General features: G+C 59.7%; 17 protein-coding genes. 13 read left to right on the forward strand and 4 right to left on the reverse strand.

Features of this window, described 5'->3' with window-relative positions; genetic code table 11:
• The first annotated feature begins 137 nt into the window (after positions 1 to 137).
• Both GXP70_RS07030 and GXP70_RS07035 read left to right on the forward strand, forming a co-directional pair.
• Positions 138 to 3,263, forward strand: coding sequence for a beta-galactosidase, LacZ type (locus tag GXP70_RS07030; protein ID WP_192043424.1), 3,126 nt, complete (start codon positions 138 to 140; stop codon positions 3,261 to 3,263).
• Between the two features lie 100 nt (positions 3,264 to 3,363).
• Positions 3,364 to 4,152: a hypothetical protein gene (locus GXP70_RS07035; protein WP_162355794.1), complete on the forward strand. Its 789-nt coding sequence runs from the start codon at positions 3,364 to 3,366 to the stop codon at positions 4,150 to 4,152.
• Between the two features lie 91 nt (positions 4,153 to 4,243).
• On the opposite strand, the gene GXP70_RS07040 is transcribed toward GXP70_RS07035, so the two are convergent.
• Positions 4,244 to 5,290: an efflux RND transporter periplasmic adaptor subunit gene (locus GXP70_RS07040; protein WP_162355795.1), complete on the reverse strand. Its 1,047-nt coding sequence runs from the start codon at positions 5,288 to 5,290 to the stop codon at positions 4,244 to 4,246.
• A gap of 392 nt (positions 5,291 to 5,682) precedes the next feature.
• Between GXP70_RS07040 and GXP70_RS07045 the strand changes: the two genes are divergently transcribed.
• The 3 genes from GXP70_RS07045 (at position 5,683) to GXP70_RS07055 (ending at position 8,415) form a co-directional block, all read left to right on the forward strand.
• Positions 5,683 to 6,462, forward strand: a complete 780-nt coding sequence (locus GXP70_RS07045) for a VOC family protein (protein WP_162355796.1) — start codon at positions 5,683 to 5,685, stop codon at positions 6,460 to 6,462.
• Between the two features lie 33 nt (positions 6,463 to 6,495).
• Positions 6,496 to 7,980: an effector binding domain-containing protein gene (locus GXP70_RS07050; RefSeq protein WP_162355797.1), complete on the forward strand. Its 1,485-nt coding sequence runs from the start codon at positions 6,496 to 6,498 to the stop codon at positions 7,978 to 7,980.
• Between the two features lie 249 nt (positions 7,981 to 8,229).
• Complete coding sequence (locus GXP70_RS07055) at positions 8,230 to 8,415, forward strand: hypothetical protein (protein ID WP_162355798.1); 186 nt, start codon at positions 8,230 to 8,232, stop codon at positions 8,413 to 8,415.
• A gap of 82 nt (positions 8,416 to 8,497) precedes the next feature.
• Here GXP70_RS07055 and GXP70_RS07060 read toward each other — a convergent pair whose 3' ends face one another.
• The gene (locus GXP70_RS07060) at positions 8,498 to 8,989 is read right to left on the reverse strand and encodes a hypothetical protein (protein ID WP_162355799.1); all 492 of its coding nucleotides are present in this window, start codon (positions 8,987 to 8,989) and stop codon (positions 8,498 to 8,500) included.
• A 145-nt stretch (positions 8,990 to 9,134) separates the two neighbouring features.
• Here GXP70_RS07060 and GXP70_RS07065 point away from each other — a divergent pair, with 145 nt between their 5' ends.
• The 8 genes from GXP70_RS07065 (at position 9,135) to GXP70_RS07100 (ending at position 17,089) form a co-directional block, all read left to right on the forward strand.
• Positions 9,135 to 9,896: a DUF2087 domain-containing protein gene (locus GXP70_RS07065; RefSeq protein ID WP_162355800.1), complete on the forward strand. Its 762-nt coding sequence runs from the start codon at positions 9,135 to 9,137 to the stop codon at positions 9,894 to 9,896.
• Between the two features lie 36 nt (positions 9,897 to 9,932).
• Positions 9,933 to 10,466 (forward strand): GIY-YIG nuclease family protein, encoded by a 534-nt coding sequence (locus GXP70_RS07070; RefSeq protein ID WP_162355801.1) that lies wholly within the window; start codon positions 9,933 to 9,935, stop codon positions 10,464 to 10,466.
• Positions 10,467 to 10,806: 340 nt separating this feature from the next.
• Positions 10,807 to 11,607, forward strand: a complete 801-nt coding sequence (locus GXP70_RS07075) for an SDR family oxidoreductase (protein ID WP_162355802.1) — start codon at positions 10,807 to 10,809, stop codon at positions 11,605 to 11,607.
• 86 nt (positions 11,608 to 11,693) lie between these two features.
• Positions 11,694 to 12,665 carry a TauD/TfdA dioxygenase family protein gene (locus GXP70_RS07080; RefSeq protein WP_162355803.1) on the forward strand — a complete coding sequence of 324 codons (972 nt, stop codon included), beginning with the start codon at positions 11,694 to 11,696 and terminating at the stop codon, positions 12,663 to 12,665.
• A gap of 244 nt (positions 12,666 to 12,909) precedes the next feature.
• The gene (locus GXP70_RS07085) at positions 12,910 to 13,485 is read left to right on the forward strand and encodes an RNA polymerase sigma factor (protein ID WP_318652415.1); all 576 of its coding nucleotides are present in this window, start codon (positions 12,910 to 12,912) and stop codon (positions 13,483 to 13,485) included.
• The gene (locus tag GXP70_RS07090) at positions 13,482 to 15,038 is read left to right on the forward strand and encodes an ABC transporter substrate-binding protein (RefSeq protein ID WP_162355805.1); all 1,557 of its coding nucleotides are present in this window, start codon (positions 13,482 to 13,484) and stop codon (positions 15,036 to 15,038) included. The genes GXP70_RS07085 and GXP70_RS07090 overlap by 4 nt, the downstream gene beginning before the upstream one ends.
• A 35-nt stretch (positions 15,039 to 15,073) precedes the next feature.
• Positions 15,074 to 16,396, forward strand: coding sequence for an ABC transporter substrate-binding protein (locus GXP70_RS07095; protein ID WP_162355806.1), 1,323 nt, complete (start codon positions 15,074 to 15,076; stop codon positions 16,394 to 16,396).
• 108 nt (positions 16,397 to 16,504) lie between these two features.
• Positions 16,505 to 17,089: a YdeI/OmpD-associated family protein gene (locus tag GXP70_RS07100; protein WP_162355807.1), complete on the forward strand. Its 585-nt coding sequence runs from the start codon at positions 16,505 to 16,507 to the stop codon at positions 17,087 to 17,089.
• A gap of 157 nt (positions 17,090 to 17,246) precedes the next feature.
• Here GXP70_RS07100 and GXP70_RS07105 read toward each other — a convergent pair whose 3' ends face one another.
• Together GXP70_RS07105 and GXP70_RS07110 are read right to left on the reverse strand one after the other, a co-directional pair.
• Positions 17,247 to 18,749 (reverse strand): MutS-related protein, encoded by a 1,503-nt coding sequence (locus GXP70_RS07105; RefSeq protein WP_162355808.1) that lies wholly within the window; start codon positions 18,747 to 18,749, stop codon positions 17,247 to 17,249.
• Positions 18,742 to 20,328: a MutS-related protein gene (locus GXP70_RS07110; protein WP_162355809.1), complete on the reverse strand. Its 1,587-nt coding sequence runs from the start codon at positions 20,326 to 20,328 to the stop codon at positions 18,742 to 18,744. Before GXP70_RS07110 ends, GXP70_RS07105 begins: the two co-directional genes overlap by 8 nt.
• Between the last annotated feature and the right edge of the window lie 257 nt (positions 20,329 to 20,585).

Here is a 20,585-nt window from a genome sequence, read left to right on the forward strand (position 1 = left end):
ATCCTCGTCCGGCTTTTTCCATTCGGCAGGAAGGCCGTTTTTAGCTACTTGCTGCCGTTTTTTTATATTTACGCCTTACCGGGGCTCGTTTACGCTATGAAATGAACGTTCATCCCCCGATAAAAGAGGTGCTTCCTGTGAAGGCGAAATTCACGTACACGCCGCCGGCCAACGGCTACCCGGAATGGAACAACAACCCGGACATCTTCGAGCTCAACCGTATGAAAGCGCATGCGACGCTGATGCCGTTCGACTCCGTCGAAGAAGCGATTCAAGGCGATCGCGCCGCATCCCGCAGCTATCTGTCGCTGAACGGCATGTGGAAATTCGCTTTTGCCGAGAATCCGTCGAAACGGATCGTCGACTTCTATCAAGACGGCTACGACCATACCGATTGGGCGGAAATCAAAGTGCCGGCGCATTGGCAGCTGGAGGGCTACGATTATCCGCAATATACGAATATCCGTTACCCGTGGGAAGCGTCGGAGAGCCTCGTGCAGCCGTTCGCGCCTACGACATACAACCCTGTCGGCTCCTATGTCCGCCAGTTTACCGTCCCGGAGGGCTGGGCGGGACAGCCGGTGTTCATCAGCTTCCAGGGCGTCGAGTCCGCGTTCTACGTCTGGGTGAACGGCGAGCTTGCCGGCTACAGCGAGGATACGTTCACGCCGGCGGAATTCGATCTGACGCCGTACCTGCGCGCGGGAGAGAACAAGCTTGCCGTGGAGGTCTACCGCTGGTGCGACGCCAGCTGGCTGGAAGACCAGGATTTCTGGCGGATGAGCGGGATCTTCCGCGACGTGTACCTGTATACGGCGCCGCAAGCGCATGTGTACGATTTCTTCGCGACGACGGAGCTGGACGCGGATTACCGGAACGCGGAGCTGAAGCTGAGCGCGACGATCATGAACTATTGGGAGCGCCGGCTGGGCACGGTGACCCTGGAAGCCCAGCTGTACGACAAGGACGGCCGGGCATCGCTTCCGCAGCCGATTATCGTTCGCGCGAGCCTGGGAAGCGGCAGCGGCGAGCTGGACATCGAAGCATCGGCAGCCGTCGACAATCCGCTGAAATGGAGCGCCGAGCAGCCGAATCTGTACACGCTCGTCATCAGCCTGAAGGACGAATCGGATCGGCTGCTGGAAGCGGTCAGCGCGCGGATCGGCTTCCGCAAGTTCGAGATCAAGGACAAGCTGATGCTGATCAACGGCAAGCGGATCGTGTTCAAGGGCGTCAACCGCCACGAGTTCTCCTGCCATACGGGCCGGGCGCTCGGCTATGAAGACATGCTGACGGACGTCAAGCTGATGAAGAGCCATAACATCAACGCGGTGCGGACCTCGCATTACCCGAACCATCCGCTCTGGTACGAGCTGTGCGACGAGTACGGCTTGTACGTGATCGACGAAACGAACCTGGAGACGCACGGCAGCTGGGATTACGGCTCGCAGGAGCTGCCGCATAAGACGGTTCCCGGCAGCCATCCGGAATGGACGGCCAACGTGCTGGACCGCGCCAACTCCATGCTGCAGCGCGACAAGAACCATCCGTCGATCCTCATGTGGTCGCTCGGCAACGAATCGTTCGGCGGAGACAACTTTATCCGCATGCACGATTTCCTGCAGGAAGCGGACCCGTCGCGGATCGTGCACTACGAAGGCGTCCAGCAGTGGCGGGCTTCCGATGCCGCGTCGGACGTCGAGAGCCAGATGTACTCGCCGCCTTCGAAGGTGCAGGAGTACGGGGCCAATCCGCTGTCGAAGAAACCGTTCATTCTGTGCGAATACAGCCATGCGATGGGCAATTCCAACGGCGGCCTGCATCATTACACGGAGCTGTTCGACAAGTTCCCGCTCATCCAGGGCGGCTTCATCTGGGATTGGGTCGATCAGGCGATCTGGACGACGAACGCGGACGGCGTCTCCTATATGGCGTACGGCGGCGATTTCGGCGAGCAGCCGCATGACGGCAATTTCTGCGGCAACGGTCTTATCTTCGCCGACCGTTCGGTGTCGCCGAAGCTGCTGGAGGTGAAGCGGTGCTACCAGAACGCGGCGATCGCGGCCGTCGATCTGCGGCAAGGCGTCGTGAGCGTGAAGAACAACTACCTCTTTACGGATTTGGACGCGTTCGCGCTGCAGTGGTCGGTCGCGCTCGACGGAGTGGCGAGCGCCGCAGGCAGCCTCCGCGTGTCGGCCGCGCCCGGCGAAACGGCCGAGGCCGCGATTCCGCTGCCGGAGCGGCGGCAAGGCGACGGCGAAGCTGTCCTGACGGTAAGCCTGCATACGACAGAAGCGGCGCCTTGGGCGGATGCCGGCCATGAAGTCGCGTTCCAGCAGTTCGTCCTTCCGAGTGCCGCGCTTGCGGCTGCGGCGGGACGTGCGGCGCAGTCGCATGCGCCGATCGAGCTGATCGAAGAAGAGGGCAGGCTGCTCGTACGCGGCGCGGCATTCTCCGTCGCGATCGATAAGGGCAACGGCGGCCTCGTCTCGTACAACGTCGGCGGCACCGAGCTGATCCAGGGCGCCCTGGCGCCGAATTTCTGGCGGGCGTACACGGACAACGACCGCGGCAACCAGCACCATGTGCGCTGCGCGACCTGGCGTTCCGCGGGCGAAGAGCGCTCGCTCCGGGCCTTGAGCTGGGAGCAGCTGCAGGACCGCGTGATCGTCCATGCCGAGTTTGCGCTGCCGACGACGGCGGAATCGTCATGCGCCGTCGCGTACGGCATCCTGAACGGCGGCGCCGTCGAGGTGGCGATGCAGCTGACGCCGGGCGAAGGCCTTCCGGAAATTCCGGAAATCGGCATGATGCTCACGATGGACGGCTCGTTCGACCGGCTGGAGTGGTACGGCAAAGGACCGCATGAGTCGTATTGGGACCGCCAGCACGGCGCGAAGCTCGGGCGCTACAGCGGTACGGTCGCGGAGCAGTTCGTGCCGTATCTCCGCCCGCAGGAATGCGGCAACAAGGTCGCCGTGCGCAGCGCGTCGGTCGGCAACGCCGCGGGCGCATCGCTGTTGATCGCCGGCGAGCCGCTGATCGAGCTGAACGCGCTGCCGTACACGCCGTTCGAGCTGGAAGCCCATGACCATGTCTACAAGCTGCCGGCAAGCGGCAAAACGGTCGTGCGCATCAACCATAAGCAAATGGGCGTCGGCGGCGACGACAGCTGGGGCGCGCGGACGCATCCGCAATACGTGCTGCATGCGAACCGGCCGTATGCGTTCCGCTTCACGCTGAACGGCACCGCGTCCCGTTAACGGCAGAAGCGCCCGGGAGGGCCGGCATGCATCATCCGGCCCGCTCGGGCGCTTCTGCTCTTGCACGATAATTCTCGTCCGACCTAAGGAGGAACGATGAATGACCATCACCCGCGAAACGATCATTTCGCATATTGCCGCGAGCATGGGAAGCGAGGATTCCATTCTGGCGCTCTGGCTGGAAGGCTCGGACGGCACGGGCAGCGTTGACGAGTATTCGGATATCGATCTGGTGTGCTATGCCAGAGCCGGATGCGAGGATGAAGCCATGGCGCGGCTCGATGCCTGCCTGAAGCAATTAGGCGACGTAGATCTGGATTACGAGCAGCCCGGCCGCCCGGTCAATAACCGCTATAAGGTGTATCACCTGCGGCAGACGCCGGAAAGTCTCTTGATCGATGCGACGATTCAGAGCGAAAGCTTCCCGGTTTCCTTCATCGAGGAGGACCGCACCGTCGTGCCGGTTGTTCTGGTCGATAAAGCGGAGATCGTGTGCTTCCGCTCCGTCGACCCCGAAGAGCTGCGCGCACAGCTGCTCGGCACGGTAGCGGAAGCTAAGGCGGTGTTCGGTCAGAAGAGCCGCGCCGAGAAATATACGAAGCGCGGCCTCTTCCTCGAATCGTTGATCTATTATCACAAATACGTGTTGAATCCGCTGGTGGACGTGCTGCGAATCGTCCATACGCCGCTTCAGGCCGACTGCTTTCTCGTTCATGCGACGAGAGACTTTCCGGACGAGGTGACGGCCCGGCTGGAGAACTTGTACGGCGTAAGAACGGTCCGCGAGATCGCCGATCGCATCGCGCTTGCCGACGAACTGTTTCGCCGTGCCGTCGTGGACGCCGAAGCGATGCTTTCGGGCGGCGCCTTCCTTAATCGCGAAGCATGAGCGGCCTTGCATGACAGCAAAGCGGCCGTTCGGAACGAGGTCTCTCGTTCCGAACGGCCGCTTTATTACATATCCCGGTCGGCGCAATGGGCTAATTGTCGATGACGACGTTCTGCCCTTCCGTAAGCCCTTTGATGATTTCAACGCTGTCATTCGTCTTCAGGCCTGCCTCGACGTCGACTTCCTTGACGCGGTTGTTCTCGATCGTCTCGACGTAATTGCGGCCGAACATCGACTTCAGCGCCTGCCGCGGAACCATCAGCACGTCGTCGCGCTTGTCGAGGAACAGCTTGATGTCGGCGTAAGTGCCGATTTTGAGCGTCGGCTTCGGCGGGTCCACCGCGATGACGAGCGACTTGGCATTGCTCCGGTTGACCGCGTCATCGTCCGTTTTCTTGGCGGTCGCGGGCGTCTGGATCACTTTGCCCTTGTACGCTTTATTGTCGAAGGTAATCGCAACCTCGGTGCCGTCCTTCACGGTTCTGATCTTCGTCACGTCGGTCGCTTCGTAGACGAAATTGACCTTATCGGGATCGGCGATGATTGCCATGGAATCGCCGGCCTGCACGGCCTCGCCCGGCTTCAAATCGTTCACGTACGTGACGATGCCGTCGGCAGGGGAGAGCAGCAGCGCTTTGTTGTATTCGTCCTGCAGCGCGTTCAGCTGCAATTGCTCCGCTTGCATATTGATTTTGATCAAGCGCAGGCTGTCTTCGTCGGCCCCGCTCCGAATGGCGTCCTGATACGAGAGCGTACGCTGCTCGACGGTCAGCTTCTGCAGCTTCAGCCTGATCGGCAAATCGCCGGTATCCAGCTCCGCGATCGTCGTCCCGGCCTTGACCCGATCGCCTTCGGCAACGTAAGTCTTCTTCAGAATGCCGCCGGATTCCGGAAAAGAAACGGTATCGTTGACGGCGGACACGGCAGTCGCCGTGGTAGCGAGGTACAGCTCCATGTTGCCGCGGGTGACGGGAGCGGTGGCATGCGGATCGGTTTTCTCGGCAAGCGCGGGCGGATCCAGCGGTTCTTCTTCGGTCGGTAAGAGCGAGCAGCCGGTCAGCAGCGACAGCGCGACGCACAAGGCGGCGGCGCGGCGCGGCAGGAAGCGGCGCAGGGCAGGTTTCGTTGCGGGAATCATAACAGGAGAGCGTCTCCCTTCGTAGTGGGGTGGAGTAGAGCTTGTTCCAGATATGTCAGTATATACAAAGCATAACTTTGACGAATAGTCATGTCAACGTTTTCATTTACGGTCGGCGTACCAGATTTGGGAAAAAGCGAGGGCGTCTTGCACGGCGGAATACGCGGGTGCCGCCCTCGGACGCCTTATATTCATCTTGGAGGAAACCTTTGCCGGTCAAGCTGCCCGCAGAGGATCCGAACCGTTCTTTGCGTCCTGCAGGCGGTGGAGGACGGTTCGTGCGCTGCTCGCTCGCGAGGCGCAAAAAAATTTTGCTCCTCTAGAAGGATTTTCCAATCAAAAAGGCGAATGTATATTCGCATATTCTTCTATAAAGCAGGAGGCGGTCATCGATGGGCAAACAGATCGGCAGTTCGCTGAGCGTGCTCGTGGTTTCGGACATCGCGCGCTCGCGGCAATATTACAGGGAAGTGCTCGGCTTCGACGTCACCGACTGGTGGGCCGAGCGGGACGGCTTGAACGGCATGGCGCTCAAGCTGCATCAGGCGCCGGAAGGCTTCAAGCCGGTTCCGAATCCGCCGGATGCCGGCGCGGATACGGGGATTGACGTGCAGGGCTACACGAACACATGGGCCGGCCTCGACGCCCTGTACGAGGAGTTCCGGAGCAAGGGCGCCAGGTTCGCCCGGGAACCCGTCGTCTACGAGGACTTCGGCCCTTGGAAGGAGTTCGTCGTCGAAGATCCGGACGGCTACCATTTGGCTTTCGGCGGAGTCGACGGCGGACGGGCGCATTGCAGCATTCAACCGCAGATCGACGCCGCTATCCTGTGGGTACGCGACCTGGACCGGGCCGCCCAACGATACGGCAGCCTGATGGGGCTCGACATCAGGGAAGCGGACCGTTACGGGAAGCTGCATCTGTTCCGTCTCGACAACGGCACGCATCTGATGCTGGATTCGCACGGCATGGAGGAAGCGCCGGCACGGGATGACGAGGCGCCGCTGCTTAAGCTGGCTACTTACGATATCGAGCGCGCGAAGCAGGAAGCGGTTCGGCACGGCTTCGAAGTCGTGCATGACATTCAGCGGCTGCCGACGGTCAGCTATTTCAACGTTCGCGACGAGGACGGCAACGTCCTGATGATCACGCAAGATTCCGTTCAATCTTGATCATTCGATCTATAGATGGAGGCTGGTGAATCGATGAGAGTCCGTATTGTGGACATGCCTGAAATGAAAGCGGCGGTTATCCGCTCGGAGATGGGCGGGGAATACACGCGCGTCGCTTGGCGCCGCATTCGCGAGCTGCTGGACGGCTGCGCGGCCGTCGGCGGCGAGGATTACGGCTTGGTGTTCGTTCCGGAGTGGCAGTGGGCGACGGGCGTGCGGGAGCTGTGGACCGGCGTCGAGGTGAGCGGCTTCGAGGAGCTGCCGGACGGCGTGGAGACGATAACGATTCCGGCGCGGACCTATGCGAAATTGACCGTTCGCGGCGATATCGGGGGGCTGGATGAAGCGTACGGTCATCTGTCCCGATGGTTTGAACGGGAAGGCATCGAGCGGGACGTGTCGGAGGGCTCGTTCGGCTTCGAAGCGAACCGCCTGAAGCCGGTTAATCCGTTCGACATTCCCCGTTCGGAACTATCGTTCGTCGACTACGATATCTATGCGCCGATTGCCCCGGGACAAGCGATCGAGACGGACCGGTTCCCGCATATCGAGGACTTCGCCATCGAAGCGCAGCCGGCAAGGCGCGTCGTCGGCGTCGAACGGTTCGTGCGGCAGCAGGAGGGAGAGCATCCGCTGACGGCCATCCCGGCGATCTGGGAGGAGTTCCGCCGCCTGAGCGCCGGATGGCAGGATATCCGCGCCTGCGGCGAGTCATTCGGGCTGTTCTCGTATGCGCCGCCCTTCGAAGCGGGGCAGAATTTCTCGTACCTCGCCTGCGTAGAAGTCAAGGAGGACGATCGCGTGCCGATTCCGGCAGGCATGACGGAGCGCTTCATTCCGGCAGGCGAATGTGCCGTCGTAACCTACCGCGGCGCGCTGTCCGGCATTCTGGAGGCGTGGAGCTTCTTCCACGGCAGCTGGCGGTCGCGGCAGAGCGAATATGCGGCGGTCGACGAGTTCGAATACGAGCGGTACGACGGGAGATTCGCGGGGGCGGACAATGCGGAATCCGTCATTGAGCTGCATTTTCCGGTCGTACGGGCAGAACAGCCCGCGCCGCTGACCGACAAGCGCGTCTACGACGCGAAGGGCGGCTTCGAGCTGCAGGATTTGCGGAACGCGAAGGTGCATATGGCCTGCTTCCGAGGCGCCGAATTCCACGGCGTCGATATGCGGGACGCTTCGCTCGTCCACGTGAATTTCGTCAATTCGCGGTGGGAGCATATTTATTTCTCGAACGTGCATATCCGGCATGCGCAGCTTGGCGGAACGGTATTCGAGCATGTTCAGCGCCCGCAGGCGGCTGCCAGCCGGTTCGAGGAGGAGCCGGGGACGGACGGCTGGGTGAACGTGGAGCCGGTCGTCTTCCGCGACAGCGACTTAAGCCGCGCGGTCTTCGAGAACTGCGAGCTGAACGGCGTCGATATCCGCGGCTGCCGGCTGGAAGGGATGACGATCGACGGCATACCGGTGACCGAGCTGCTGGCGGGGTATGCGGCGGCGAAACGCGGCGTTTGAGACTTGCGGCGAGACGGCTAGGCGGCGCGGCGTGCGGCCGGCATGTCCGGGACGGCGGCGAACAAGGAGCTGGGAATTGTACAAGGAAGCTGGGGACGGTACAAAGAAGCCGGGAGCGGAACGTTCGCTGCCGGCTTTCTCGCTATCGGCCGGACATTGCGGCCTGCAGCACTTGAACCGACCGGCATTCATCGCGTACACTATAGAGAAGCCGCGCCGAAGCGGCATTGATGAAGGAGCGTGCATAGCATGGCGAGAAGTATGGCGCGCAAGCGCATGGAGAAGCGAATGCAGCAGGGCGGACTGGATCCGAGGAAGCAGCGGGGAAGCTGGAACGGCGTGAAGCCGGTCACGATGATCAAGCCGGACAAACGGAAATACGCGTATTCCAAGAATGACGATGATCGAGGTTTTAAACCGGCTGCTGCGGTTTAAAGGCTGGATCATCGTCATTCTTCTCGTTAGGCGCGCGAATGAGGGGACTTGCGCGCAGCGGCGGTCAGCGGCGGTATCGCAATCAGACGACGCGGATCGCGAATACGGCCGACGTATCGCCGCCCGACGACCAGTACGCCGAGATGCCGTAATAATACAGGCCCGGCTTGGACGGCGCTTGGAAGCGGCCGCCGTTCAGCGGAAGCACGGCCGCGGCGCCGCTCTCGAAATATTGCGCGGCATCCATATGGGCCGGAGCCGGCTGGGCATCGAAGGAGATCGCGATGATCGCGCCGGCATGAACGACCGCGGCGGGAGCGCTCGCAGCCATCGCATAACCGCCCGCGTAATCGGCGCAGCCCCGGTTGCCCCAGCAGTAGGTGCTTTGCTTGGCCGCGACGGTCGTTCCGCCCGATACGATGCGGGGCTGCGGAATGGCGTCCAAAGGCGGATCGAAGGCTGCGTGAACCTGACTGGAGACGAACGATCTCATCTCGGCCGTGCAGCCGGTCAAGGACAGAAAAGCGATCGCGGCGACCAATGCCGCGGCGGCGACCGAACGAACGATGATCATGGCACAGCCTCCTTCACCGAGTGGTATCTTCCTGACGGCGCCCGCCGCGGAAAGGTTGCGCGGGGGCTGCCGGAAACTATTGCCTCGCGGCGGAGAATTGGGCTATGATCGAGTCATTCATTCATCTACGCGGGGAGACGTGATCATGATGGAGATTTCGGAAGCTTGGTACGGCGCATCGGTGGCGGAGCTGAAGCAGGGGGTTACGTACAGGAACGACACGGACACCTATTATTGCCTCGTCTGCGGCGAACCGTTCGAGGAAGGCGTCATCTATAACGTAGACGGCCGGCTGATGGAAGCGCGTAAAGCGGCGCAGCGGCATATCGGCGCGGCGCACGGCTCCATGCTGGACGTGCTGCTGGAGCTCGACAAGAAGGCGACGGGCTTGACCGAGCTGCAGAAGCAGCTGATCGGCTTGTTCGCGTCCGGCAAATCCGATGCCGAGACGCTGGAGCTGACGGGAGGCGGCAGCGCCTCGACGATTCGCAATCACCGGTTCGCGCTGAAGGAGCGGGCGAAGCAGGCCAAGCTGTTCCTGGCCATCATCGAGCTGATGGACGGCGGGCAGGAGCAGACGGCGAATCCCGTGCCGGTGCGGCGGAATACCGTGCTGGCGGACGAGCGGTATACGCTTGCGCCGGGCGAGTACAAAGCGCTGCTGGACAAATATTTGCCGCAAGGGCTGGAGGGGCCGCTTACCGGTCTGCCGCGCAAGGAGAAACGCAAAATCGCGCTGCTTCGCCATCTTGCGACGGAATTCAAGAAGGGCCGCAAATACAAGGAAGCCGAAGTGGACGAGCTGTTGAAACGGTTTATGGCGGACGAGCATGAGCTGCTGCGCCACCAGATGGTCGATTACGGCTTCCTCGTGCTGGAAGACGGCGCGTACCGGCTGCAGACATAACGGAACGGCAGGATCGGGATTGAAAGGAGATTGGCAATGAACAGGCGCAAGGAGCTGCAGAACGAATTCGGCGTGAAAGGGCGGACGATGGGCGTATTTCAAATCGTCAACAAGCGCAGCGGGAAGCGCTACGTGGCGTCTTCTCCCACGCTCGATTCCGCCTGGCAGCGGGAGAAATTCATGCTCGACGCGGGCAGCCATTTCAATTCCGCGCTGCAGGGCGAGTATCGGGATCAGGCGGGCGCGGATTTCGAGTTCGAGGTATTGGAGAAGCTGGAGCCGGCCGGCACGGCAGGAGAAGCAGGGGGCAAGGCGGCTGGGAGCACGGCTGGCGAAACGGCGGGTAATGCGGCCGGCGAAGCGTCCGGTGAAGCGTCCGGTGAAGCGTCCGGTGAAGCGTCGGACAAGGGACCCCATTGCGAGGCCGGTGCGCGGCCGGCGGCCGGCGCGTTGAACCGGAGCGCCGTGCTGTCTTACCGGAGCGCGCTGAAGCAGCTGGAACGCAAATGGCTGGACGAGCTGCGGCCGTACGGGCCGGAAGGCTACAATCGTCCGCCGTCGGACGGGTAGTGCCGCCTGGGCGAGGCCGGGCGATGAACGCGATGCGGGTTCCGGCCGGCGGTAATCCGCCGTATGCCGGATCAAGTCAAAAAAATTCTGACAATTCTGCCGGGTACCTGTTGACACGATAGAGATCAGAAGGTAATATCAGATTTAAATCATAGTAAAGCGATAGGAAAATAATATTTTAATCCACCGGATTACCGGAGAGACCTAACGTCGGAAGACGAGAGCGTCTCTTTTTTTATCGCCGTTTTCTGTGATTCCTTATCGTTTCCTGGGCGGAGTCTATGTTCGTGCATGTTATTCGCGTTCGAAAAGATCGAAAGAATCGGAGGAGGAATCGGACATGGGGTTGCAGTTGGAAGGGCAAACGGCGATCGTGACCGGCGGCAGCGCCGGCATCGGACTTGCGATCGCCAAGACGTTGTACCGCGAAGGAAGCCATGTGGTAATTGCCGCGCGGGACAAGGAACGGCTGGAAGCGGCGCGCGAAGCGATACGCTCGCAGGCTGGCGTGCGGGGCGAGCCCCGGGTCGTCGCCGTTCAGGGCGATCTGCGGGAAGCGAACGCGGTGCAGCACGTCATTGACACCGCCCTCGACAAGTTCGGGCGCATCAATATTCTCGTCAACAACGCAGGCTCGGCGCAGGCTGGTTCATTCCTGGATTTGACCGACGGCGCGTTCACCGATACATGGAACTTGAAGCTGCTCGGATACATCCGCGCGGTCAGGGCGGTGCTCCCTCATTTCATCAGTCAGAGAGCGGGCAGCATCGTCAACATCGTCGGCGGAGCGGGCCGGACGCCGTCGCCGCTGTTCCTGCCCGGCGGCACGACCAATGCCGCGCTGCTTAACTTTGCCAAGGGGATCTCGAAGGAGCTGGCGAAGGACGGCATCCGCATCAATTCCGTCTCGCCGGGCTTGACGGCGACGGAGCGCGCGGAGACGCTGGCGCAGCAGCAAGCCGCCGCCAAGGGCATTTCGGCGGAGCAGTACAAGGCCGAGAGCGCCGCGTCGATACCGCTCGGACGTATCGTGGAGCCGCAGGAAATAGCGGACATCGTATTGTTCCTGGCTTCGGCGAAGGCCGCGTCCATTACGGGCGCGGAAATCGTCGTCGACGGCGGCCAGCAGCCGGGCGTGTAGGGTTGGCTTTCGAAGCGGGTTGCTGACTCGCGTGGAAGATCAAGCAAGGGAGTTTCGCCAAAAACGTACAATTAGGAGGTTTTATCATGAGTCACGTTCATAATGAAGCTGCAGCGGGCAAGTCGTTCGAGGTTCGTCGCGTGTCAGGCCGAATCGGTGCCGAAATCCGGGGCGTCGCGCTGTCGCCGCAGCTTGACGCGGAGACGATCGGCTTCATCCGCAAGGCGCTGCTCGAGCATAAGGTCATCTTCTTCCGCGGCCAGTCGCAGCTGGACGACGCTGGACAGGAAGCGTTCGCGAAGCTGCTCGGCAGCCCCGTCGCCCATCCGACCGTTCCGATCAAGCAGGGCACGGATTACGTGCTGGAGCTGAATTCGCAGCACGGCGGCCGCGCCGATTCCTGGCATACGGACGTGACGTTCGTCGACGCCTATCCGGAAGCCTCCATCCTGCGCGCGGTCGTCGTGCCGGAGGCCGGCGGCGATACGGTATGGGCGAACACGGCGACGGCTTACACGAATCTGCCCGAGCCGCTGCGCAACCTGGTCGACGGCCTGTGGGCGGTGCACTCGAACGAGTACGATTATGCCGCGTACCGCAACAGCCCGTCCGTGTCCCCGGAAGCGGAACGCCGATACCGCGAGGTCTTCGTCTCCACGCTGTACGAGACGGAGCATCCGCTCGTGCGCGTCCATCCGGAAACCGGGGAGCGCACGCTCGTGCTGGGCCATTTCGTCAAACGAATTCTCGGCCTCTCGTCGGCGGATTCCGCCCAGTTATTCGCGCAGCTGCAGCGCCATGTCACGAGCCTGGAAAATACGGTTCGCTGGCGTTGGGAAGCCGGCGACGTCGTCATCTGGGATAATCGGGCGACGCAGCATTACGCCGTCAACGATTACGGCGACCAGCACCGCGTCGTCCGCCGCGTGACGATCGCCGGCGATGTACCGGTCGGCATCGACGGCCGGCGGAGCGTAACGCGCACGAAGATCGCGCACGCGCCGCAGCCGCAGAGCGAGTCCGCAGCCGCATCGGAGCAGGACCAGGCGACCGCCTGATTGCGCGGCGAACCGTATAGCATACCCATGAAAACCACCGTATCCGACCGGTGGTTTTCTGCTGTCCGGCATGTCAAGCTCCGTATCATCGGCTCTAATCGAGGCTCCCGGAGATGCCATTGTAATGTATAATAATGGAATGCAAGTGACCGGCAAGGAAGCAGGGAGGCAGTTCTTAAGAAGATTATTAATTTTCTCGCAATAGAACGGAACCTTCTTCCGGCATGATCGTCTACTTTCCGAGGTGAACACGTTGCAGTTCGATTATTTGAAACACGTCACGGACGGCTTGGACCGCGATGCGGTGCTGAACGAGCTGATGGCCGCATTCGGCAGGGATGTCTGGAATTTTGCCTTCTTCATGACCCGTTCGAGAGAGATGGCGGACGATGTCGCCCAGGATGTATTCGTCAAGGTGTATCAGCAGCTGTACGAATTCCGGGGACAATCGACGATCAAAACCTGGCTGCTGGCCATAACCCGCAACACGGCGCGCGACGTGCTGCGGTCGGCCTGGGTGAGGCGGGTCGTGCTGTTCGACCGTCTCTATCCACATGCGGGAACTTCGCCGTCGGCGGAACGGGAGAGCATGGACAAGCTGATGGCCGAGGAAATTTGGGCGGTCGTCTTGAAGCTGCCCCGCAAGCTGCGGGAAGTGCTCCTCATGAACAGCCATTACGGACTATCGATGAAAGAAATGGCGGACGTGCTTCAAGTATCGGTCGGCACCGTGAAGTCGCGGCTGCACCGCGCGCGAGCGGCGGTCAACCGCAGACTGGCCCAGGAAGCGTCATGGACCGGGGAGGAAGAATGGACATGAAGGGACCGGCACACGAATGGGAGCGCCGCCTTGCCGGCAAGCCTCCCGTCAAGAATGGGTTCACCTCGGATCTTGAACGCAAAGTGAGGGAGCGCATTCATATGCAAACAACCAAGCGACGCGCGCCGTTTCGGGCGGCAACGGCCATCATGAGCCTGTTTATCCTGCTGGGCGGCGGCTGGTGGTTCAGGGACGACATCCGGAAGCTGCTGGAACCGAAGCCGCTCTCCGACGTGCCCGCCGCGCTCAGCAACGATCCGCTGGCGGACAAGGAGTACGCGCTGAAGGTGCTTCAATTCAACAATTACGAGAACAGCTTCGAATACTACGTCAAGAAGCCGTTCATTATCCGGCATCCGTCCGTCAAGCTGAATATGGATTATGCGGCCGTGGATCTGATGCAGGATCCCGATAAATTCGAAGCGTGGCTGGAACAAGAGCAGCCGGATATACTGCAGCTGCCGCTATCGTTATTCAATCGGCTTGCTGCCGAGGGCAAGCTGATGCCGCTCGATTCGCTGATCAAACAGAGCAAGTTCGATCTGACGGCTTTGCATAAGCCGGTATTGGATTACTTGCGTCTGTCGGCCGGAGACGGCGGGTTGTATGGGCTGCCCGCCGATTTCAAGACCATGGCGCTCTACGTGAACGAAGACCTGTTCGCCGCGCACGGCGTTCCGCTGCCGGGAGGACCTCAGACGATGGATCAAATCCTGCGGCTTGCCGCGCGCTTCCAAGGAACGGGGGTCAGCGGTCTGGAAACGACCGATCGCAAGAACAAATACGGTCTGATCCAGCTGATCGGACAAACGGAAGGATTGCAGACGATCCAGGGCACGGAAGGGAATCTCAAGGCAACGGTCGATTCGGACGCGTGGAAGCAGGTGTGGAATACCGTTTCCGCTGGATATCGGGAGGGTTGGATCAGCCAAGCCAAACCGGTCGCTTACGGGAAGAACGGAGCGACAATGAAAGATATCGCCAAGCAGGATCCGTTCGGTCTGAACAAGACAGCGATGACGATACAACCTAGTTATTATGGCAGCAACCTGGAATCCTATGAGGAGAGCGGCGTCATGAAGGCCAATTGGTCCGTTATTCCGATTCAATTGGATCCGTCTGCGACGAATCAGGATACGTACATGAGCGTGAACACGGTCTATGCGATCAATGCTTCCTCTGCTCAGACGGATGCGGCCTGGGAGGTGCTTCGCTTCACGATCAATGGGGAATGGCGGAATAATCTGAGTCCGGCCGTTGCATCGGTGCTATCGAATCAAGTCTTTACGAATAAGTCGGAGATGGACAAAGCGCGAAGCAAGCATTGGAATGCCTTCTATCAAACGGAGGTCGATCCGGAGAAAGCGGCCGCGAGCGCCAAGCTCATGTCGGGCAAAGGGGCCGCCCAGGCGGGAGCCATGCTCTACAAGCTCGGCGGGGAAGCGATTGACGGGATTCTGAATCAATCGCAATCCGTCGATAAGGCGCTGGACGAACTTCAAAGCAAGCTCGATTCGCAGCTTGCGGCGATCGGCAAGGGGGAGCAGCCGTGACCCGCATCACTCGCAATCGCAGAAGTGCCCGGACGATGGTAGTTGCTGTAATGGCGATCATGCTCATTTCGCTGCTGCTCGGGGGATGCATGAATAACGCCGATCCGGCTCAGGTAGAACCGGAGAAGCTCGTTATCGGAATCAAAAATAAAGATGCGTATTACGCCCAATTTGGCGACTATATCGCGGCGGCCTTTCCCGATCTGAACGTAGAGATCGTGGAGATGGACCCGGACTACGCCAACCCGGTGACGGATGAGCAGTACGAACAGAAGCTGAAGGACGCGAAGCCCGATCTTCTCGTCGGGTACGATATCCGTTACAAGCGGCTGGCCGACGACGGGCTGCTGACGGATTTGACGGCGCGCATGCAAGGCAGCAAGATGAGGGAAGACGAGTTCTACCCCGGCATGTTCGAGAAAATGAAGCGCGACGGAGGCGGCAGCCTCTATGCGGTTTCGCCGGTGCTGCAAGCTTCCGTGCTCTATTACAACGCGGATCTGTTCCGTAAGTACTACGTTCCTCTGCCGCGGAACGGCATGACGATGACGGATGTCGTGCAGCTCGCCAGCCAATTTGCGCGAGCCGGCAGCAACAAGGACGGCATCGTCGGCTATCACCAGCCGTTCAGCAGCTTGCCGAATCAATTGCTGTTCTCGCTGTCTTCCCGGGAGGGCGGCTCGCCATGGCCGTATAACTTCCAGACGGGCAAAGTGACCGTGGATACGCCGGCATGGCGCGGCCTGATCAAGACGGTCGTCGATCTCTACAAGAACGGCACATTCCAGATGCAGAACATTCAAGGCGAGAGCAAAGACGGAGAGATCTGGTACGGCCCGGACGACGTCAGCCAGGCGGATCTATTCAAGAAAGGGAAGTCGGCGATGACGATCGGGGGCTATAACGACATGATCGGGCTGCCGTTCGAGGTCGGTTCCGTTACGCCGCCCGTGAGCGCCGACAACCGGTCCGAGGATATGGGCATTTACAGCTACATGGCGATTCCGGCAGGCGCGGAGCATGCGGATACGGCATGGGAAGTGACGGCGTTCATGCTGAGCGATTATATGGCGAAAGTGAGATCGGGCTTGCAGGATCAATCCACGCTACCGACCCGCAAAAGCTATATGAACTACGATCCCAACCCGGTGCTGCCGCAGCTCTACGCGATTCTCCCGAGCATCGGTCAGGTCTATAGCAACAACGGCTATGACGCCAGATTCATGACGCTGTTCAATGAGCTGGAGGATCGAGAAATGATGGCCGCCGTCAAAGGAGAGAAGAGCCTCGATGCGTGCATCGCGGCGATCCGGAAGGAAGGCCAGGCGCTGATGGATGCCGCGAAGCCGAAGAAGTGATACGTATCGTAGACCGCCTATCTTTTGCGAGAGGGCGGTCTTGATCCATAGGATTCGGTTTACGGGCATTCTAGCGGGGAACAACTATATGCAGGAGGCGTATCTTCAGTGAACGACAAATCCAACGAACTGCCGCTGATGCTTTTTGCCGAACGACAAGTATTCGAGAATTGGCTGGAGCAGCATCATGACACTTCGCCGGGAATCCGGCTGCACATCGCGAAGAAAAATACCGGCGTGGTTTCCGTATCCTATGACGAAGCGCTTGAAGTCGCGTTATGCTACGGCTGGGTCGACAGCCAGAAAGAGAAATTCGACGACAAAACATGGGTGCAACGATTTACGCCGCGCAGGGCCAGGAGCATCTGGTCGAAGGTGAATAAAGACAAGGCAGAGCTGCTCATCTCCAATGGAAGAATGAAGCCGTCCGGATTCGCAGCGATTGAAGCCGCCAAAAGTAACGGACAATGGGACAAGGCCTATGAATCGCAAAGCAACGCATCGATGCCTGAGGATTTCGCCTTAGAACTGGAGCGCAACGTCAAGGCGAAGGCATTCTACGAGACGATGGATCGGCAAAATAAATATGCCATGCTCTTCAGAATTCATAACGCCAAGCGGCAAGAGACCCGAGCGAAACGCATCCAACAGTTCGTAGACATGCTGGAAAAAGGCGAAAAGATTTATCCTTGATCGTAATGGTTGGATGGGGCTCGGTTATATCCGTATTGTTGATTACGGACGGGGATCGCTGTTATTTCGATGGCGAATATATCTCTTATGATAAGACGAAAGCTCTTGAATCGACGCAAGACGCGTTCAAGAGCTGGTTCTATCGTTCGCATGAAGACTAGGAGTAGGAGGCAAAAAGCTCCCTGGCGCCGCTGTACTTGGAGGGGATGCCGGGCAGAATGTTGAAACGGCGTTCGCCGTCGGCAGCTTCCGTATGCATGCATGCGAACCGGCTTCCGAAGGGAATGCCGTTAAGCCGGTCTACGTCTTCGAACAGCTCGTACAGATGCGTGACCCATATGCCGCGCGCGTGCTTGGCTTTCAACATGCACAGGGATTCCCGGCTTAACGAATAGCTCTCCATCGGCGAAGTGCCGGATAGAGGCTCGTTGCCCATGAACAAGCCATTCTCGTCCAGGGCGGCAATGACATCGCGCATTTCGCTCAGTTCCCGTCCCAGCGTGCCCTGCGATAATGCGGTGTTCTCTTCGCGGGAGAATACGCTGAACATCCCCGAGGCCGGGCTGATCCGCGCGCTGGCGGCGGGAATCGGCAGCCCGAGCTGGAATAGGAGCTGCATCGCGCCTGCCGTCCGCAGATAGGTCGTCTTCCCGCCCCGGTTGACGCCGCCCAGCAGTATTAACTCCTGACCGTGATGAACGGATAGATCGTTCGCGGTGACCTCCGCCTGCTCGGCCAGCAGCGGGTGAACCATGCCGCTGACGATCAGCGCATGCTCCTCCGTTCCTCTGATCTCCGCATAACACGTGTTCGGCGAGTGCTTCGCGATTGCCTGCGCATAACGCACCATGCCCAGCGCAAACCGAAGCTCCTCCATGAAGAGCCGAATATCGTCGGCAATGCTCCGCTCGATAACGCTCAACTGGCTTCTTGCCGCAGCCGTTTGCGTAATGAGCATTTGCCATACGGAATGACCGAATCGTTCCAATGTCGATGCTTCCATGTGAGAGAAGCGTTTCCCGATTTGGTAGGCGAGTGGCAGGAGCTCATCCACGCGCATCGGATTCGAGGTGTTGACGAGACGATTCAGCAGCGTGCTCGAGACATATCGCTTCCTGTTCACATCGAGCAGAGCAATGGCGTCGATCGTGAGCTCGTCCGAGAAATGGACGCGGTAGGCAATGCTGCCGGTCTTGCCAACGCCGCTGGCGTACGTATCCCATGCTTCGATAAAGTTGCCGGGGTATCTTTCGCCGAGCAGCTCACGTAACTGTTCCGGCAATTTCGCGAGCGCGGGGGGCAGCGGTCCGCATGCCGCTATCGATTGCATGACCGCTTGTGCCGCATCCCAGAACAGGCGTACCCCGATCATATTATTCATAATATGTATGGGCTCGCTCTCTACGGACGAGGCCGTTTCAAGCAACGGAATCGAGGCGTTATGCAAGCGCTGCAAGGCTGCGGTTAACGATTCGTTGTTCATCAAGGCTTCGCAAACCGCATTTCGTTCCCGTATGGTCGCGGCATCGCAAGTAATGAATGGAACCGGGTTGTCGAAATACCGCCCCAAGTACGCCGTAAGCTCTAAATCGTCTAACAAAGCCTTGGACATCGGAAAAGGCAAATCGCTCTTCAACGCATTGTGGAACAGCCTAAGCAATATCGCCGCCTCCCCGCATCATGAAGTCCTCTAATACAGCCGCTTTGTCGGGGTCGTCGACCAGGTTGGCAATACGAAAGCCGTATTCGATCGCCAGAAGCCGGGCATAGCTCAGACCGTCCGGCGCTTTCTCCTCCACTGCGTACGTGTGTTCGATCGTCTCCGCGCCCAACCTGGATCCCATCGTATAGCTGCGCACGTTCAGGCCTCGCTGGCGGAGCAAATCGTACACGTTATACAGATGCGTCACCATCATCAATGTCGTTCCGGCCTCGTGCAATTGCGCGGTAATGTCGCTCAGCAGCTCCGAGGCTTCCACGGGATTGGTTGAGGTAAAAGGTTCATTGAACAGCAGCAGGGTGCCCGGCCCGGCCATGTGGATGGCTTGGTGCATGTTCTCCGCTTCCTGCTGGTACCGGGATGCGTTCAAGTGACGATCTTCCCCGGCGGCGAAAACCGTGCAGTATTGTTGGAACGGAATTATCCGCATCGACTTGGCGGGTATCCAGAAGCCAAGCTGCGCGAGAATGCAGTTTTGCGCAAGCGCTTTCAATATGGAGGATTTTCCCGAGCTGTTCGCGCCTGTAATCATGACGGTGTCCCCGAGCGAAACGCGGAATGCCTGCTGCACGGGCGTGCGTTCTGTCAACACCATATGCGGGTACAGCAGTCCCTCCGCCGCCATGATGTCGGCGCACGGCTCGGGACGGCAGACGTCCACGCGGGCTTGGGCGAGCTTGTCTGCCAGCGCCAGTCCTTTCTGGTACAACTCCATGGGCTTGAGCCATTCATTCCACGCCCGCAACCGATCGCGGTCGATCTTTTTTAGTTCCCGCAATGCGGATTTAAGAGGCGCGGCCCATTGCTTCTCCACTTGCGCGATGATATACCCCTCTAACTGCGCCAGGTGACCTCTATTCTTGACGGGAGCGGCATCGCATAAGCTGTTGGCATTGTCCGTCGCGCTGCCGAACAGTCCGGTCAGCCTGCCGGCGCCCTTGTTGATGTCCGTCACGCCGATTTGTACCGCTTGTCCGAGATCGGACATATTGACCGCAAGCTTGATGTTGTCAAGCGGCTGTATGATCGTTCCGAGCTGCCGCAAACACGTCTGAACATCGAGATAGAAGGAAGATTCGCTCTGCAATCGGATAACGGCGGCGATCTCCTCCATCGCGGGAGCGCGGGGGGCGAACAAGCTTTCGGCAGCTAGTACCGAGGCGGTATAGGCTTCTAGAGCGTGTCGCATGCAGGTATAAATCTTCAGAGGCTGCTTGGAGCGGTCAAGTTCCGACAAGTTGTATGAAAGGCGCTGATTTTCCTTGATTAACTGAGCGATCAGCATTCGACTCTCGGCGTTGTCGCGCAGACAGCCGATGATCTCGCTCCTGCGCCCGATTTCAATGGCATCGCTGGTAAGGTAGGCGTTCAGGAAGGCTTCGATTGCCCGGTCTTTGTCTTCATGCGTCGTTGATTTCTCCGGAAAGAGGCTTCGGCATAGACGAAGAACGTCCAGATCGATCAGCGCTTCCCGAGAGATACGTACGGGCTGGTTCGTATTGCACAGCTGCACTGGCATACCGCATGCCTCCCATAATGGTTTCGTCCGTAATGGAGGGAAATATTGGGACGTACGCCATCATTATATTTTATGTCGCCATGTACATCAATAAAGATCTCTCATCCCGCATCTTGCCGGGAGAGCCGAATGTGCGGCAGAGGGGACTTGAATCCTGCCGCGAAATGCTAAAGAACCTCAAAGCCGCGCCGCGCGCAGACGCCCGAGGTTCCTGATCATAGCGATCGCGAATTAGCTGCGATATTAGGCCAGGCATG

The sequence above is a fragment of the Paenibacillus lycopersici genome (genome assembly GCF_010119935.1).
Classification (GTDB): Bacteria; Bacillota; Bacilli; order Paenibacillales; family Paenibacillaceae; genus Paenibacillus_Z; species Paenibacillus_Z lycopersici.

Bases quoted from the DNA above. Each gene is read 5' to 3' on its own strand.
- GXP70_RS07055 (WP_162355798.1), top strand. From the start codon at position 8,230: ATGGCGAGAAGTATGGCGCGCAAGCGCATGGAGAAGCGAATGCAGCAG.
- GXP70_RS07040 (WP_162355795.1), bottom strand. From the start codon at position 5,290: ATGATTCCCGCAACGAAACCTGCCCTGCGCCGCTTCCTGCCGCGCCGC.
- GXP70_RS07075 (WP_162355802.1), top strand. From the start codon at position 10,807: ATGGGGTTGCAGTTGGAAGGGCAAACGGCGATCGTGACCGGCGGCAGC.
- GXP70_RS07070 (WP_162355801.1), top strand. From the start codon at position 9,933: ATGAACAGGCGCAAGGAGCTGCAGAACGAATTCGGCGTGAAAGGGCGG.
- GXP70_RS07035 (WP_162355794.1), top strand. From the start codon at position 3,364: ATGACCATCACCCGCGAAACGATCATTTCGCATATTGCCGCGAGCATG.
- GXP70_RS07090 (WP_162355805.1), top strand. From the start codon at position 13,482: ATGAAGGGACCGGCACACGAATGGGAGCGCCGCCTTGCCGGCAAGCCT.
- GXP70_RS07080 (WP_162355803.1), top strand. From the start codon at position 11,694: ATGAGTCACGTTCATAATGAAGCTGCAGCGGGCAAGTCGTTCGAGGTT.
- GXP70_RS07045 (WP_162355796.1), top strand. From the start codon at position 5,683: ATGGGCAAACAGATCGGCAGTTCGCTGAGCGTGCTCGTGGTTTCGGAC.
- GXP70_RS07065 (WP_162355800.1), top strand. From the start codon at position 9,135: ATGATGGAGATTTCGGAAGCTTGGTACGGCGCATCGGTGGCGGAGCTG.
- GXP70_RS07095 (WP_162355806.1), top strand. From the start codon at position 15,074: ATGGTAGTTGCTGTAATGGCGATCATGCTCATTTCGCTGCTGCTCGGG.
- GXP70_RS07110 (WP_162355809.1), bottom strand. From the start codon at position 20,328: ATGCCAGTGCAGCTGTGCAATACGAACCAGCCCGTACGTATCTCTCGG.
- GXP70_RS07060 (WP_162355799.1), bottom strand. From the start codon at position 8,989: ATGATCATCGTTCGTTCGGTCGCCGCCGCGGCATTGGTCGCCGCGATC.
- GXP70_RS07050 (WP_162355797.1), top strand. From the start codon at position 6,496: ATGAGAGTCCGTATTGTGGACATGCCTGAAATGAAAGCGGCGGTTATC.